This is a genomic window from Collimonas rhizosphaerae (assembly GCF_038896935.1).
Taxonomy (GTDB): domain Bacteria; phylum Pseudomonadota; class Gammaproteobacteria; order Burkholderiales; family Burkholderiaceae_D; genus Collimonas; species Collimonas rhizosphaerae.
In genome coordinates, this window is the sequence record NZ_JBANDC010000014.1 from 80919 (window position 1) to 96166 (window position 15248).

Here is a 15248-nt window from a genome sequence, read left to right on the forward strand (position 1 = left end):
TCAAGAATGCATATTCATATCCTTGGCATCTGCGGCACCTTTATGGGCGGTTTGGCGGTGTTGGCCAAACAGGCCGGGCATAAAGTCACCGGCTGCGACGCCAATGTGTACCCGCCGATGAGCACCCAGCTGGAAGCGCAGGGCATCAGCCTGATCCAGGGTTTCGGCGTGGAACAGACCGCCTTGCAGCCGGATCTGTACGTGATCGGCAACGTTGTGGTGCGCGGCAACCCCTTGATGGAAGAAATCCTGAACCGCAGCCTGCCTTACGTCTCGGGGCCGCAATGGATAGGCGAGCACATCCTGCGCGACAAATGGGTGCTGGCGGTGGCCGGCACCCACGGCAAGACCACCACCTCCGCCATGCTGGCCTGGATCCTGGAAGACGCCGGCTACGATCCGGGTTTCCTGATCGGCGGCGTGCCGATGAATTTCGGCATTTCGGCGCGTTTGTCGGGCAAGGGCGGCGCGCCATCGTCGTTTTTCGTGATCGAAGCCGATGAGTACGACACGGCATTTTTCGACAAGCGCAGCAAATTCGTCCATTACCACGCCAGGACGGCGATCCTGAACAACCTGGAATACGACCACGCCGACATTTTCCCCGACCTGGCTGCGATCGAAACCCAGTTCCATCACCTGGTGCGCACCATCCCGGGCATCGGCCGGCTGGTCGTCAATGCCCGCGAACCGGCATTGCAGCGGGTGCTGGACCGCGGCTGCTGGAGCGAAAAGGAATTTTTCGGCGGCGACCGCCGCCAAGGCTGGACGCTGCGCACGCAGGACAACGGCCACTTTGAAGTGGCCCTCGATGGCCAGCCGCAGGGCACGGTGCAGTGGGAATTGAGCGGCGAACATAACCGCATGAACGCCTTGGCCGCGATTGCCGCCGCCCGCCATGTCGGCGTGCCGCCGGTCCAGGCCATCAGCGCGTTGTCGCGCTTTGAAAATGTGAAACGCCGCATGGAACTGCGCGGCACCGTGCGCCAGATTGCGGTGTATGACGATTTTGCCCACCATCCGACCGCAATCGCCACCACCGTCGCCGGCTTGCGCAAGAAAGCAGGGGCGGCGCGCATCCTGGCGGTGCTGGAGCCGCGCTCGAACACGATGAAGCTGGGCGCCATGAAAGAAGCGCTGCCGGGCAGCCTGGCCGAGGCCGACCTGGTGTTCGGCTACGGTGCCAAGGGCGCCGGCAAGGATGCGCTGGACTGGGACCTGGCCGCCGCACTGCAGCCGCTGGGCGACAAAGCGAGTACTTACCATGAGCTTGACCAGCTGGTGGCGGCGATCGCCAAGGCCGCCAGGCCGGGCGACCAGGTGCTGGTGATGAGCAACGGCGGTTTCGGCGGCGTGCATCAAAAGATTCTTGCCGCTTTGTCTTCACTCTCGCCTGGCGCGCAATGATCCTGTACCTGCACGGCTTCCGTTCTTCGCCGCAATCGTTCAAGGCGTGCCTGCTGGCTGAACGCATGCAGCAGCTGGGACGGGCGGCCGAATACCAGTGCCCGCAGCTGCCGGCCTCGCCGGCCGCCGCGATCGCCATGGCGCAAGACTGCATCAAGGATTGCGATCCTGCCGCACTGACCCTGGTCGGCTCCTCGCTCGGCGGTTATTACGCCACCTGGCTGGCCGAGCGGGCCGGCTGCCGCGCGGTGCTGCTGAATCCGGCGGTCAAGCCGCCGCGCGATCTGGAAAAATATGTCGGCGTCAGCACCCAATACCATTCCGATCAGCCATTTGAATTCAAGCGCGAGTACATCGCCGAGTTGCAGGCTTTGCAGATAACCCGCATCACCAGGCCGGAGCGTTATTTCTTGATCGCTGCTACCGGCGACGAAGTCCTGGACTGGCGCGAAATGGTTGGCCATTATCCGCAATCCAGGCAGCAGGTGATTCAAGGCAGCGACCACGGCATCAGCGAATTTGCCGACTATGCCGGTGCGGTGCTGGCATTTTGCGGAATCGCCGCCGCTGCTGGACCTGCACCGGCAGCGAGGACCTGATGCCGCGTTCCCGTACCTGCGCCCAATGGCATGACCATGCCAATGGCGTCCATCCCTCCGATAATTTGCGCGACTGGCTGACTGACCGCGTCTCGCTGACCTACAAGCTGATGGCCCATTGCCAGCAGTTCCGGGTCCAGCGCCTGCGCCAGCAGCGAGCGCTTTGCCTGGCCGACGAGTGGCAAAGGATCGCGTTGCCGCGCCGCCTGCAGGTGCAGGAGCGGGATGTCCTGCTGCGTTGCGACGACCGCCCGATGGTGCTGGGGCATACCGTGGTGGCGCTCGATGCAACCACTACCGAATGGCCGTTCTTCAGTACGCTGGGCGAGCGCTCGCTAGGGACCACGCTGTTCGGCGACCCGCTGGTGGCGCGCGGACAGCTGCAGTTCGCCCGGCTCTATCACGATCATCCGCTGGTGCGGCGCATGTGCGCCGCTACCGGCGTCGACGGTTTTACCTATCCGCTGTGGGCCAGGCGTTCCACCTTCCGCCGTAAGACCGGCGTGATGCTGGTGACAGAAGTATTTTTCCCCGAGATCGAACAATTGCGGAGGGTGCGGCCGGATCCGAAGGCGATGCCGTCCCCGGCTGCTCGCGGTCTTTCCTCGCAGATTGTTCCAACCTTTCAACAAACTTCATTTGACGCTGCAACAGAGCTGGCAGCGGTATCATCAGAAATCCACACGTAAAGCATGCAATGAATCTATTTTTTGAAGAGTCCGGCGACTTTAAAGCAGGTGTCGTACTGTCGCAGCAAGGCGAGGCCTACCAGGTCGAACTGCCGTCGGGCAAACGCAGCAAGGTCAAGTCCAAGGATGTGCTGCTGCAATTCACCGCGCCGACGCCGCAACAGCTGCTGGAAGAAGCGCAGCAGCTGGCGCAGGGGATAGAGCTCGATTTCCTGTGGGAAGTCGCGGGCCAGGAAGAATTCGGTTTTGCCGAACTGGGCGCGGAATATTTCGGCCATGCGCCATTGCCGGCCGAAGCTGCGGGTTTGCTGCTGGGCCTGCACACGGCGCCGATTTATTTTTATAAAAAGGGCAAGGGCCGCTACAAGGCGGCGCCGGAAGCCTCGCTGAAAGCGGCCCAGGCCGGCATCGAAAAGAAAAGGCAGCAAGCCTTGATCCAGGCCGAATACGTTGCCCAGCTGAAGGCTGGGCAACTGCCCGAGATGATGAAGCCGCTGGCGCTGCAGCTGCTGTTCAAGCCAGACAAGAACAGTATCGAATACAAGGCGCTGGAAGCCGCCTGCAACGAATTGCAGACATCGCCGCAGCGCTTGATGCTGACGGTGGGCGGCATCGCTTCGCCGAAGCAGCTGCATCTGTCCAGGTTCCTGCTGGAATTTTTCCCGAAAGGTTCCGGCTTTCCCAAGATCGCCATTCCTGCGGTGGCGGAGCTGCCGCTGGCGCCGGTGCAGGCTTTTTCCATTGACGATGTAACCACTACCGAAATCGACGACGCCTTGTCGGTGCAGACGCTGGCGGACGGCAAGGTGCGTGTCGGCATCCATATCGCCGCCCCGGGCCTGGGCATCAAGCGCGGCGATGCGCTGGATGCGATCGCGCGCCAGCGCATGTCGACCGTGTATATGCCCGGCGACAAGATCACCATGCTGCCGGACGAACTGGTGGAAGCCTTCACCTTGGCCGAAGGCAAGAACTGCCCTGCGCTGTCCTTGTACGCCACGCTCGACCCTGCCGACTGGAGCGTGGTCAGCACCGAGACCAAGGCCGAACTGGTGCCGATCTCAGCTAACCTGCGCCACAACACGCTGGACGAGCTGGTGACCGAGGAAAATCTCGCCAACGACGCCGGCGAGTATCCGCACAAGGCCGATATCGCCTTGTTGTGGAAATGGATACAGGTCCTGGAACAGGGCCGCATGGCCAAGCGCGAAAGTTTCGGTTTGCGGCCTGAGCAGAACAACCGTGTCGATTTCAATTTCTATGTGGAAGACGATGTGGTCACCATTGCGCGCCGCAAGCGCGGTGCGCCGCTCGACAAGATCGTGGCGGAACTGATGATCTTCGCCAACAGCAGCTGGGGCAAGCTGATGTCCGACCACGGCGTGCCCGGCATCTACCGCGCGCAGGGCGGCGGCAGCGGCGGCTGGGCCGCCAAGATGCAGGTGCGCATGGTCACCCACGCAGCGCCGCACCAAGGGCTGGGAGTCGACCAGTACGCCTGGAGCACCTCGCCGCTGCGCCGGTATACCGACCTGGTCAACCAGTGGCAGATCCTGGCTTGCGTCGAAGGCGGGGTTGCCGCGCCTCTGGTAGCGCCATTCAAGCCGCGTGATGCCGACCTGTTTGCGATCGTGTCCGGTTTCGACGCTGCTTATTCCGGTTATGGCGACTTCCAGTCGAACATGGAGCGATACTGGTGCTTGCGCTGGCTGGCCCAGGAACAGGCGCAGCATGGAACGCGCCAGGTCGACGCGGCGGTGCTGAAAGACGAAATCCTGCGCTTGGCGGAAATCCCGCTGATCATCAAATTGCCTGGCATGCAACAGCTGGCGCGCGGCACCCAGGTCAAGCTCGACATCATGCGCTGGGACGAGGTCGAGCTGACGGTCGAGGCGCGCTTGCTGGAAGTCTGTGCGGCGCCAAGCGCCGAGGCCCAGCAGCTGGAGCCGGAGGACGAAGAGGAAATTTCCGAAGAACTGGATGCGGCCATGGACATGCCGCATGAGATAGTTGATGTGCCGCCGGAGGATCCGGCCACCGAACCCGGAAGCGCCATCGAGGAGATCAAGCCACTCGCGGAATGAACCCAAGTGTAGTGTTTCGCACATAATGGCAAGCGAAGAAAGCCACCGTAAATTTCCCGTGGGCATCTCTCTTTGTCGTAGAATCCCTCTCTTTTATAGCGACTTTTAGCTCACGCGTGAAATCCTTTTTCCAAAATCGAATCCTGGTCGGCGCCATTGCGGCGTCGGTGTTGGCGCATGCGGGCTTGCTGGCGGTGCGCTTTGCCGCGCCGGAAGCGTTCAGGTTGAAACCTACCGACCCGTTGCTGGAAGTGATCCTGGTCAATGCCAAGCACAATACCAAGCCGGTCAAGGCGGAGGCGCTGGCGCAAGCCAACCTGGACGGCGGCGGCAACGCCGATGCCGGCCGCGCCAAGTCGCCGCTGCCCGATATGCGCAAGTCGGAAGACGGCGACAACGTGCAGGCCACCAAGCGCCGCATCGAGCAGCTGGAACAGCAGCAGCAACAGATGCTGGCCCAGATGCGCAAGGAAACGCCGCTGCGGATGCCGGCCATGGACGTCAACGACAAGGCCAGCGACAGCACGCCGCAGCCTAACGGCAACGACCTGGTCGAAAGCGCCAAGGCGATCGCCCGCAAGGAAGCGGAAATCGCCAAGAATATCGACGATTACAACAAGCGGCCGAAAAAGACGCAGATCACGCCAAGCACGCGCGCCGTCGGCTACGCCGCCTACTACAAGTCGTTCCAGGACAAGGTCGAAAAACTGGGCACGCTGAATTTCCCGAAAAAGAACGGCAGGAACCTGTACGGACGGCTGGTGGTGTACATCCCGATTTACCAGGACGGCTCGCTCTACACCAGGGAGGGCGGTCCCAGGATCGAGCGCAGCTCCGGCAATCCCGAGCTCGACCGCGCCACCCTGAAAATCATTGAACGCTCGGCTCCGTTCGGACGCTTCCCGGAGAACATGCGCAGCAGCGGCAAGGACGATGTGTGGGAAGTGATCTCCACCTTCGAATTCACCCGCGAAGGCTTGCTCGAAGCGCAATTGATGGGAGGGGCTAACCAATGACCGCTGCTTACGTGGTGATCGGCAATCCGGTCGCGCACAGCAAGTCGCCCGACATCCACGCACGCTTTGCCGCCGACACCGCCCAGGACATGCGTTATGGACGCTTGCTGGCGCCGCTCGATGGATTTGCGGCAGCGGTGCAGGAGTTCATCGCGCAAGGCGGCCGCGGCGCCAACGTCACCGTGCCGTTCAAGCTGGAAGCGTATGCGCTGGCCACGGCCCTGACCCCTCGGGCACAGGCTGCCGGCGCCGTGAATACCTTGAAATTCGACGACGGCGCAATACTCGGCGATAACACCGACGGCGTTGGCCTAGTCACCGATATCGTGCGCAATGCCGGCTTTGAACTGGCGCATAAAAAAATCCTGCTGCTGGGAGCCGGCGGCGCGGCGCGCGGCGTCTTGCTGCCGCTGCTGGAGCGCCAGCCGGCGCAGCTGACGATTGCCAACCGCACCGCGGCCAAGGCGCGGCAGCTGGTGCAGCAGTTCCAGCAACAGCGCGGCGGTTGCCTGTTGAACGCCTGCGGGTTTGCCGAAGCAACGCAGCAGTACGATCTCGTGATCAACGCCACCTCCGCCAGCCTGCAGGCAGAGCTGCCGCCGCTGGCCGCCAGTGTATTCGGGCCGGCCGCGCTGGCCTACGACATGATGTACGGCGCCCAGCCGACCATTTTCATGCAGTTCGCTGCCAGCCACGGCGCCCGGGTGCGCGACGGCCTGGGCATGCTGGTGGAGCAGGCGGCCGAATCGTTTTTTGTCTGGCGCGGGGTGCGGCCGCATACCGATGAATTATTTGCCGCCTTGCGCGCGCAGCTTTAAGCATTGTTCAGTTAATTATTTGCAGGGAACCGGGATGAAGTCAGTCGGCAAGCTTGTGTTGCGCTTATGTATGCTGCTGATCGCGGCTGTCCTGCTGCTGCAGCTGTATTTTTTCCTGCAGATCGGGTGGTGGGTCGATCACAATCCCAGTTCTACCAGCTTCATGCGGCATCGCTTGTCGGAGTTGCATGAAACCGTGCCGGACGCCCAGCTGCAATTCAAGTGGGTGCCATACTCGCGCATTTCGAATAACCTGAAGCGCGCCATCATCGCCTCGGAGGATGCCAATTTCTCGGAGCATGACGGCGTCGACTGGGATGCCCTGCAGCAGGCTTACGAAAAAAACACCAAGAAGGGCAAGGTCGTGCGCGGCGGCTCCACCATCACCCAGCAGCTGGCGAAAAACCTGTTCTTGTCCGGCGAGCGCAGTTACCTGCGCAAAGGACAGGAACTGGTCATCACCTACATGCTTGAGTTCTGGATGGACAAGGAACGCATATTCGAAATCTACCTGAATGTGGTGGAGTGGGGCAACGGCGTGTTCGGCGCCGAAGCCGCGGCCCAGCATTATTTCAAGACTTCTGCCAGCAACCTCGGCGCCAGCCAGGCCGCGCGGCTCGCGGTGATGCTGCCGAAGCCGCGCTTTTACGACAAGAATCGCGGCTCGGCATATCTGTCGCAACGCACCGGGCTGATTTTGCGGCGCATGGGCTCGGCTGAATTGCCTTAACTTAATATACGCGCTGCCAGAGGTTGTTTGATTCGCAGCGAACCGCCATTCCCGGGGCGCAGGAAATGGAAAAGCAACTTCCCTGAATACCAGTCGAGGTAAGCATGATCAATGTATTTGTTTTGCAGAACGGCCGCCTCAACCAGGTCAACATCGAGAGTCACAGCGACCTTGAGAAAGTACAGCCGGTATGGGTCGACCTGACCGAACCGAACGACCAGGAACGGGCCTGGGTCAAGAGTATCTACGGCGTGACCTTGCCGGGGGAAGACGAGGTCAAGGATATCGAGGCGTCAGCCCGTTATTACGAAGCCGAAAACGGCGACCTGCACCTGCGCACCGATTTTTTGTTTGAAGAGGACGACGGCCCGTCGTCCACCGTTACGGTCGCCTTTATCCTGGCGCGCAACATATTGTTTTCGCTGCACGGCGAGGATTTGCCGGTGTTCCGCCTGGTGCGCATGCGCGCACGCTCGCGGCCGGGGTCTATCGGCGATTACAAGGACGTATTGCTGGACCTGTACCAGACCGATGCCGAGTACTCCGCCGACGCCCTGGAGGGCGTATACAAGCAGCTGGATGAGGTCAGCCAGCGCGTGCTGCAAAAGAAACTGACGGACCAGGCCGCAGCCGAAGCCTTGAGCGCCATGGCGCATGAGGAAGACTTGAACGGCCGCATCCGGCGCAACATGATGGATACGCGCCGCGCGGTGAGTTTCCTGATGCGCGGCCGCTTGCTGAGCGTGGACCAGTTTGAAGATGCGCGGCAGATCCTGCGCGATATCGAATCGCTGGACGGCCACACCGCTTTCCTGTTCGACAAGATCAACTTCCTGATGGATGCGACGGTCGGTTTCATCAACATCAACCAGAACAAGATCATCAAGATTTTCTCGGTCGCCTCGGTGGCGTTCTTGCCGCCGACCCTGATCGCCAGCATCTATGGCATGAATTTTCATTTCATGCCGGAGTTCGACTGGGCGCTCGGTTATCCGTTTGCGCTGGTGCTGATGGTGTGCTCGGCGATCACGCCGTTCTGGTATTTCCGCCGGCGCGGCTGGCTGAACTGAAGATACATTGAAAAGCAGGGCGGGAAACCGCCCCGCGTGCAGCTTAAACCAGCTGCGCGAATGCGCCGCGCGCCGCGGCGATGGTGGCCTCGATCACCGCGTCGTCGTGCTGCGCCGATACGAAACCCGCCTCGAACGCCGACGGCGCCAGGTATACGCCGGCGTCCAGCATGGCATGGAAGAATTTGTTGAACAGGTCCTTGTTGGACGCCATCACTGTCGCATAACTATCCGGCACCGCCGCCGCGAAATACAAGCCGAACATGCCGCCGATCGCGTCGCCGCTGAAGGTGACGCCGGCTTCTTTCGCCGCCGCGCTCAAGCCGTTGACCAGCTTGCTGGTCTGCGTCCCCAGCCTGGTGTAGAAACCAGGCTCCTGGATCAGCTTGAGGGTGCTCATGCCGGCCGCCACCGCTACCGGATTGCCGGACAGCGTGCCGGCCTGGTACACCGGACCCAGCGGCGCCATCTGGCCCATCAGGTCGGCGCGGCCGCCGAAGGCCGCCACCGGCAGGCCGCCGCCTATCACCTTGCCCAGCGCGGTGATGTCGGGCTTGATGTCGTACAGCGCCTGGGCGCCGCCCAGCGCTACCCGGAAGCCGCACATGACTTCGTCGAAAATCAGCACGGTGCCGTACTGCGTGCACAGGCGGCGCATGGTCTGCAGGAATTCCGGCGTCGCGCGCACCAGGTTCATGTTGCCGGCCACCGGCTCGACGATCACGCAGGCGATCTGGTCGCCCATGTCCTTGAAGGCGTCTTCCAGCTGTTGGGCGTTGTTGTAGTCGAGCACCAGGGTGTGCTTGACGAAATCTTCCGGCACGCCGGCCGAAGTCGGATTACCGAAGGTCAGCAAGCCGCTGCCGGCCTTGACCAGCAGCGAATCGGCGTGGCCGTGGTAACAGCCTTCGAACTTGACGATCTTGTCGCGGCCGGTGGCGCCGCGCGCCAGGCGCAGCGCGCTCATGGTGGCTTCGGTGCCGCTCGATACCAGGCGTACCTGTTCGATCGACGGCACCAGCTTGCAGATCTCTTCGGCGATCTCGATTTCGCCCTGGGTCGGCGCGCCGAAACTCAGGCCGCGCGCAGCGGCCTCCTGCACTGCCTTGATCACGGCCGGATGGGCGTGGCCGACGATCGCCGGACCCCAGGAGCCGATGTAGTCGATATAGCGGCGGTCGTCGGCGTCCCAGAAATACGGGCCTTCGGCGCGTGTGATGAAGCGCGGCGTGCCGCCTACCGAACGGAAGGCGCGCACCGGCGAATTGACGCCGCCGGGAGTGGTCAGCTGGGCGCGGGCAAACAAAGTGTCGTTATTGGAAGTCATAATTTTAATAATTGCGGGACAGAGCTGCCCGGGTAGGGTTTAAGAGCCACCGCAGCGTGGCGAATTACCCTACCCGGGCAGCTCTGTCCTCAACTGATTAGGGAAAACGGTTAAATTGCAAAGAAAAATAATAGGATGCGGAATTCAAAAATAATACTTGAGGTTCTGGAGAGAAGATAATTGGTTATCAGGCGGTTTCGCCGCCATCCTCGTCATGCCGCTCCAGCCCCTCTTCGCGGGCCCAGAAATAACGGTCCGGGATCAGCTTGCCCATGCCCAGCCGTTGCGCGGCGGTGACGGCAGCCAGGGTGAATTCCTGCGCCTCGGACACCGCTTCCGGCACGTCAAGGCCGTTGGCCAGCATCGCTGCGATCGCTGCCGACAGGGTGGTGCCGGCGCCGCTGAAAGAGCCCGAAACGCGCGGCCAGCTGTCTTGCCGCACCACGCCCGACTCATTGAACAGCGTGTTGCCGATTTCGGCCGCCGGCGTAGGCGTGCCGGTCACGAACAGGTATTCGCAGCCGAGTTCGATGATGCGCATGGCATCGAGGCTCATCATGTCTTCGGACGAGGGTTCGCGCCAGGTCTCTGCCAGGCGCGACAGTTCCACCGCCGATACCAGCATCACCGTGGTCTGCGGAACCAGCAGCTCGCGGATGGCGGTCAGCAGGTCTTCGCTGTCTTGACCCTGATCTGGCATGGCCGATAAAAAAGGGTCTAGAATCAGCGGGATTTCAGGATAATCCGAGACGATCTCGGCGATCACCGAAACGCTTTCGATGCTGCCGACGGCGCCTACCTTGAAGGCCGACACCGGCATGTCTTCCAGCAGCACGCGCGCCTGGTCCGCCACCCAGTCAGCGTCGATCTGCTGGGTGTCTTCGATGCGGGCGGTGTCGCCGATCAGGATCGACGTGATGACGGACAGGCCGTGGCAGCCCATGGCCGAAAACGTGGCCAGGTCAGCCTGGATGCCGGCGGCGCCGACGGGGTCGGCAACGCCGAAGGTCAATATAAGTGGAGAAGTTTGGTTTTGCACGGCGGGTAGATTAAGATATCCGACTTTGCATTTTACTTGATTGAAGGATCACCGCTGTGAGCAATGACGAAACTACCAAAACTACCAAATCCACAGAGTTCAAAACCTGGATGTGCCTGATTTGCGGCTGGGTCTATGACGAAGAGGCCGGTTTGCCGGAGGAAGGCATTGCTCCCGGCACACTGTGGGACGATGTGCCGATGAACTGGACTTGCCCGGAATGCGGCGCGCGCAAGGAAGACTTTGAAATGGTTGCCATTTAAGCCAAATACCACATTTTCATTGCAGGAATATCAAGTTATTGTCTCAAGTTACAAAATAAATTGAACTTTATCGGCTGCCCTTCATAAACATTGTTCTAAGGAATGTCTTTCTTTGTTACAGTGACGCCGTAGATTTATTTGGATTGAATGAGACGATTTCATGACAACATCACTTGGCGGCGTCAACCTGAAGGTAATGGTCATTGACGATAGCAGCACTATCCGGCGGTCCGCGGAAATTTTCCTGAGCCAGGCTGGTTATCAGGTCGTACTTGCCGAAGATGGCTTCGATGCCTTGGCGAAAGTGAACGATCACAAGCCTGCGCTGATTTTCTGCGACATCCTGATGCCGCGCCTGGATGGTTACCAGACCTGCGCGCTGATCAAGAAGAGCGCTAAATTCCATGCTACGCCGGTGGTCATGCTGTCGTCGAAGGACGGCTTGTTTGACCGCGCACGCGGCGCCATGGTCGGTTCCGACGAATATCTCACCAAACCGTTTACCAAAGACAGTCTGCTGAAGGCGGTGCGCCAGCACACGCAGACAGCGGACGGTGCTATCCCGGTCATTGCATGAAGCAGGCTGACTGATTTACATAATTTGAAGTACGAAGCAAATAAAGGTTGAACATGGCCATACAGAAGATTCTCATCGTCGACGACTCGCCAACCGAGCGTTATTTCCTGACCGATATCCTGGCGAAGGCCGGCTATTCGGTGTCGACTTCCGAAAACGGCGAAGGCATCCTCGACAAGATCAAGGCCGACAAGCCGCAGCTGATCCTGATGGATGTGGTGATGCCGGGCCAGAACGGCTTCCAGGTGACGCGCTCGATCACGCGCGACGACGACACCAAGGACATCCCCATCATCATCTGCAGCAGCAAGGGCCTGGAAACCGACCGTATCTGGGGCCTGCGCCAAGGTGCGCGCGACTACCTGGTGAAACCTATCGATCCGAAAGAACTGCTGGCGAAAATCGCTGCGCTTGGTTAATCGGACGCCGGTTTCAAGGTTGCTGAATTTAAGCCGACGAATCTAGCCAAGTTTACGCGAAATGAGCGCCCAATCAATATGACCCAATCTAGCTCGCATCTGACGGCGGAAACATCGCCCTCGTCGCTACCCGTCAACAAGGTTGCCCTTGACGCCGACTCGCGCCGCAGCCGGCTGCGTGAATTCCAGTCGCACTTGCTGGAACGGATGCAGGCTGCGCGCAGCGGCACCGAAGCGCAGGAAAGCCAGCTCGGCTTGCTGATCGGGCAGACCCGCTGGCTGCTGAATTTGCAAGAGGCGGGCGAGATCGTCGCGGTCGACCAGATCTCGCGGGTGCCGTTGACCCACGACTGGTACCTGGGACTGAGCAATGTGCGCGGCACGCTGATCAGCGTGATCGATTTTGCGCGTTTCCAGGGCCATGGGGTGACGCAAATTGACAAAGAATGCCGGATTGTCGCTTTTGCACCATCGTTTTCGTTCAACAGCGGCTTGCTGGTTTCTCGCGTCCTGGGCTTGCGCAACGTCGCCCAGATGACCCTGCAAGCCCCGGAGCCGCTGGACCAGGCAGGCGCCAAGCGCTATCTCGACAGCGACTCGCAGCTCTGGACCGAGCTGAGCATGGCCCAGATCTTGCACGACCCTCGTTTTTTACAAGTAGGTTTATGAGTCCCAGGTGCCGTTGCAACTGCAGCGGTATCCGGTGGCAGCGAATTTGCAATTAGGAGATTCTGTAATGGCATTCAAACTACCGTCTTTATCCAAGGCGGCCAAGGAAGAGCAGGGCGAAGCGGGCGATCGTTTCGTGCAGGAAGCATTGATGCATGATCCGGAGCAGACCGTCATGGAAGAGCGTTTCATGCCTGAACCGCCGCCTGTGGCGCTGCTGGCGCCGTTGCCGAAGCCGGCCGCCGCGCCGCAAGCGGCCGCTGCCCCGGCGTTTGCCGCCGCTCCTCAGGAAGCTGCCAAGGAACCCGCCGCTGCACCGTCTTTCACCAGTGCCGCCGCCAGCCTCGCCAGTCCTGACTCCTCGCCATTGCCGCTGATCGGCAAACTGCCGCAGCAAAAGCAGATCCGCTTGCTGGTGACCGTGCTGGTCGGCGCGTTGCTGCTGACTATCCTGTTCCTGTGGCTGAGCGCCAAGAGTTCAGCGATGAGCTCGACCCAGACCCAGATCGCCGGCGATGCGCTGATGCACTCGCAGCGTATCGGTAAGGCGACGCCGAATGCGATTCAGGGTAACCCTGAAGCGTTCAAGCAGCTGGCCGACAGCCGCAAGGAATTCAACCAAGACCTGGGCATCCTGCGCAAGGGCGGCGACTACAAGGGGCACGATATCGGCACCCCTAGCGCCACCATGGGTTCCAAGCTGGCCGAAGTCGACAAGGTCTGGTCGAATACCGACAAGGCTGCGGAGACCATCCTCAAGCTGCAAAAGGAATTGACCAGCTTCGGTGTGACGCTGCAAAAACTGAACGGCATTTCGCCTAACCTGCTCGATTTGTCAGAACAGATCGCGACACTGAAAACCCAGACCGGCGCCACTCCGCGCGAAATCGCGGCTTCCTCGCAGCTGGTCATGCTGACCCAGCGTCTCGGCCGCAGCGCCAATGAATTCCTGACCTCCGAAGGCGTGAACCCGGAAACCGCGTTCTTGCTGGGCAAGGACACCAATACTTTCCGCGACATCGTCAGCGGCTTCCTGAACGGCAGCGATGTATTGCGCCTGCCGGCCAGCAAGAGCGAAGAAGAGCGCAGCAAGCTGACTGAACTGGAAAAGAGCTTTGCCGAGTACCAGGAATCGGTGGCATCGATCCTGGGCAACATGCAGAACTTCGTTTCGGCGAAACAATCGGAACAGCTGATCTTTACCGAGAACGAAAGCCTCAAGCAACGCCTGGGCGCATTGCAAGATACCTATCGCGACGCGCAGGACTCGCAAAGCATCTGGTTCTGGCTGATGCTGCTGGCTGCCTTGGTTACCCTGCTGGCAGCGGCCGGGATTGCCTGGGTCCAGGTGCAGGACGGACGTCACCGTACCCATGAAGCCGATGTGCGCCGGATGGAAGCGGAAGAACAGCGTCTGCAAGCGATCAAGCAGGAAGAAGATGCCAGTAACGCCAACGACCAGAACCAGGCCGCGATTTTGCGCCTGATGAATGAATTGCAGGAAGTGGCGGACGGTGACTTGACGGTGCAGGCGACGGTGTCGGAAGACATTACCGGCGCGATCGCCGACTCGGTGAACTATACGGTGGAAGAGTTGCGCGGGCTGGTAGGACGGGTTACCGCCACCGCCCAGCAGGTGACGATCGCATCGGACCAGGCGCAAAGCATTTCGATCGAACTGCTGGCGGCGTCGCAGCGGCAGTCGCGCGATATTCAGGAAACCACGCAAGCGGTCCTGGACATGGCGACCCAGATTACCGACGTTTCCAAATCGGCCAGCGAGTCGGCTGAAGTGGCGCGGCAATCGGTTAGTGCGGCTGAAGAAGGCTCCAAGGCGGTGGAAAACGCGATCTCAGGCATGAATGAAATCCGCGAGCACATCCAGGAAACTTCCAAGCGCATCAAGCGGCTGGGTGAATCGTCACAGGAAATTGGTGAAATCACCGAACTGATTTCCGACATTACCGAACAGACCAACGTGCTGGCGCTGAATGCGGCGATCCAGGCGGCTTCGGCAGGCGAAGCGGGCCGCGGCTTCTCGGTGGTGGCGGAAGAAGTTCAGCGCCTGGCGGAACGTTCCGGCGCGGCGACCAAGCAGATCGGTGCGCTGGTGCGCACCATTCAGACCGACACCCACGATGCGGTGGTGGCGATGGAGCGTTCGACGCAAGGGGTGGTCGAAGGAGCCAAGCTGTCAGATGCGGCCGGTGCGGCCTTGTCGGATATCCGGCGCGTTTCGAACCGCCTGGCGGAACTGATTCAAAGCATTTCTTCCACAACCGAGCAGCAGGCCAACTCGGCAAACGGCGTGGCTACCAACATTCAAAACATTCTTTCGGTGACTGAAAAAACACGGGAAGGTACACGACAGACGGCCTTGTCGATTCGTGAACTGTCCAAGCTGGCAGAAGATTTGAAGAGCTCGGTATCGCGTTTCCGCGTGACCAATTAATGTGTGGCACCGTGTTTGCTGCCCCGTTTGTTGTCATTGAACCGGGACCAGCAGGCACGGCATCCTTGCCCGGGGCTTGCGCTGTTGTC

15 protein-coding genes are annotated in these 15248 nt (G+C 60.6%); 13 read left to right on the plus strand and 2 right to left on the minus strand.

What is annotated here, in order from left to right; genetic code table 11:
* The first annotated feature begins 6 nt into the window (after positions 1-6).
* The 8 genes from mpl (at position 7) to corA (ending at position 8413) form a co-directional block, all read left to right on the plus strand.
* Entirely contained in the window at positions 7-1407 is a 1401-nt protein-coding gene (gene mpl / locus V8G57_RS18775) for a UDP-N-acetylmuramate:L-alanyl-gamma-D-glutamyl-meso-diaminopimelate ligase (RefSeq protein WP_342830642.1), read from the plus strand.
* Entirely contained in the window at positions 1404-2006 is a 603-nt protein-coding gene (locus V8G57_RS18780) for a YqiA/YcfP family alpha/beta fold hydrolase (protein ID WP_342830643.1), read from the plus strand. Before mpl ends, V8G57_RS18780 begins: the two co-directional genes overlap by 4 nt.
* On the plus strand, positions 2006-2695 hold the full coding sequence (locus tag V8G57_RS18785) for a chorismate--pyruvate lyase family protein (RefSeq protein ID WP_342830644.1): 690 nt from the start codon (positions 2006-2008) through the stop codon (positions 2693-2695). The genes V8G57_RS18780 and V8G57_RS18785 overlap by 1 nt, the downstream gene beginning before the upstream one ends.
* 8 nt (positions 2696-2703) lie before the next feature.
* Positions 2704-4779: a ribonuclease catalytic domain-containing protein gene (locus tag V8G57_RS18790; protein WP_342830645.1), complete on the plus strand. Its 2076-nt coding sequence runs from the start codon at positions 2704-2706 to the stop codon at positions 4777-4779.
* Between the two features lie 116 nt (positions 4780-4895).
* Positions 4896-5795, plus strand: a complete 900-nt coding sequence (locus tag V8G57_RS18795; protein ID WP_342830646.1) for a TonB C-terminal domain-containing protein — start codon at positions 4896-4898, stop codon at positions 5793-5795.
* Complete coding sequence (aroE, locus tag V8G57_RS18800; protein ID WP_342830647.1) at positions 5792-6613, plus strand: shikimate dehydrogenase; 822 nt, start codon at positions 5792-5794, stop codon at positions 6611-6613. Before V8G57_RS18795 ends, aroE begins: the two co-directional genes overlap by 4 nt.
* Positions 6614-6647: 34 nt before the next feature.
* Positions 6648-7343, plus strand: coding sequence for a monofunctional biosynthetic peptidoglycan transglycosylase (mtgA, locus tag V8G57_RS18805; protein ID WP_092396688.1), 696 nt, complete (start codon positions 6648-6650; stop codon positions 7341-7343).
* 104 nt (positions 7344-7447) lie between these two features.
* Entirely contained in the window at positions 7448-8413 is a 966-nt protein-coding gene (corA, locus tag V8G57_RS18810; protein ID WP_092396690.1) for a magnesium/cobalt transporter CorA, read from the plus strand.
* Positions 8414-8456: 43 nt separating this feature from the next.
* Here the strand turns inward: corA and hemL are convergent, their stop codons facing one another.
* Together hemL and thiD are read right to left on the minus strand one after the other, a co-directional pair.
* Positions 8457-9740, minus strand: coding sequence for a glutamate-1-semialdehyde 2,1-aminomutase (gene hemL, locus V8G57_RS18815; protein ID WP_342830648.1), 1284 nt, complete (start codon positions 9738-9740; stop codon positions 8457-8459).
* 187 nt (positions 9741-9927) lie between these two features.
* Complete coding sequence (thiD, locus tag V8G57_RS18820; RefSeq protein WP_342830649.1) at positions 9928-10779, minus strand: bifunctional hydroxymethylpyrimidine kinase/phosphomethylpyrimidine kinase; 852 nt, start codon at positions 10777-10779, stop codon at positions 9928-9930.
* Between the two features lie 110 nt (positions 10780-10889).
* On the opposite strand from thiD, the gene V8G57_RS18825 reads away from it, so the two are divergent.
* The 5 genes from V8G57_RS18825 (at position 10890) to V8G57_RS18845 (ending at position 15159) form a co-directional block, all read left to right on the plus strand.
* Positions 10890-11042: a rubredoxin gene (locus tag V8G57_RS18825; RefSeq protein ID WP_038495022.1), complete on the plus strand. Its 153-nt coding sequence runs from the start codon at positions 10890-10892 to the stop codon at positions 11040-11042.
* Between the two features lie 160 nt (positions 11043-11202).
* The gene (locus tag V8G57_RS18830; RefSeq protein WP_092396696.1) at positions 11203-11619 is read left to right on the plus strand and encodes a response regulator; all 417 of its coding nucleotides are present in this window, start codon (positions 11203-11205) and stop codon (positions 11617-11619) included.
* Positions 11620-11672: 53 nt separating this feature from the next.
* Positions 11673-12038 (plus strand): response regulator, encoded by a 366-nt coding sequence (locus V8G57_RS18835; protein WP_038485766.1) that lies wholly within the window; start codon positions 11673-11675, stop codon positions 12036-12038.
* Between the two features lie 78 nt (positions 12039-12116).
* The gene (locus V8G57_RS18840) at positions 12117-12707 is read left to right on the plus strand and encodes a chemotaxis protein CheW (protein ID WP_092396698.1); all 591 of its coding nucleotides are present in this window, start codon (positions 12117-12119) and stop codon (positions 12705-12707) included.
* Positions 12708-12774: 67 nt separating this feature from the next.
* The gene (locus tag V8G57_RS18845) at positions 12775-15159 is read left to right on the plus strand and encodes a methyl-accepting chemotaxis protein (protein ID WP_254785036.1); all 2385 of its coding nucleotides are present in this window, start codon (positions 12775-12777) and stop codon (positions 15157-15159) included.
* The last annotated feature ends 89 nt before the right edge of the window (positions 15160-15248 follow it).

Bases quoted from the DNA above. Each gene is read 5' to 3' on its own strand.
- mpl (WP_342830642.1), top strand. From the start codon at position 7: ATGCATATTCATATCCTTGGCATCTGCGGCACCTTTATGGGCGGTTTG.
- V8G57_RS18780 (WP_342830643.1), top strand. From the start codon at position 1,404: ATGATCCTGTACCTGCACGGCTTCCGTTCTTCGCCGCAATCGTTCAAG.
- V8G57_RS18785 (WP_342830644.1), top strand. From the start codon at position 2,006: ATGCCGCGTTCCCGTACCTGCGCCCAATGGCATGACCATGCCAATGGC.
- V8G57_RS18790 (WP_342830645.1), top strand. From the start codon at position 2,704: ATGAATCTATTTTTTGAAGAGTCCGGCGACTTTAAAGCAGGTGTCGTA.
- aroE (WP_342830647.1), top strand. From the start codon at position 5,792: ATGACCGCTGCTTACGTGGTGATCGGCAATCCGGTCGCGCACAGCAAG.
- mtgA (WP_092396688.1), top strand. From the start codon at position 6,648: ATGAAGTCAGTCGGCAAGCTTGTGTTGCGCTTATGTATGCTGCTGATC.
- corA (WP_092396690.1), top strand. From the start codon at position 7,448: ATGATCAATGTATTTGTTTTGCAGAACGGCCGCCTCAACCAGGTCAAC.
- hemL (WP_342830648.1), bottom strand. From the start codon at position 9,740: ATGACTTCCAATAACGACACTTTGTTTGCCCGCGCCCAGCTGACCACT.
- V8G57_RS18825 (WP_038495022.1), top strand. From the start codon at position 10,890: ATGTGCCTGATTTGCGGCTGGGTCTATGACGAAGAGGCCGGTTTGCCG.
- V8G57_RS18830 (WP_092396696.1), top strand. From the start codon at position 11,203: ATGACAACATCACTTGGCGGCGTCAACCTGAAGGTAATGGTCATTGAC.
- V8G57_RS18835 (WP_038485766.1), top strand. From the start codon at position 11,673: ATGGCCATACAGAAGATTCTCATCGTCGACGACTCGCCAACCGAGCGT.
- V8G57_RS18840 (WP_092396698.1), top strand. From the start codon at position 12,117: ATGACCCAATCTAGCTCGCATCTGACGGCGGAAACATCGCCCTCGTCG.
- V8G57_RS18845 (WP_254785036.1), top strand. From the start codon at position 12,775: ATGGCATTCAAACTACCGTCTTTATCCAAGGCGGCCAAGGAAGAGCAG.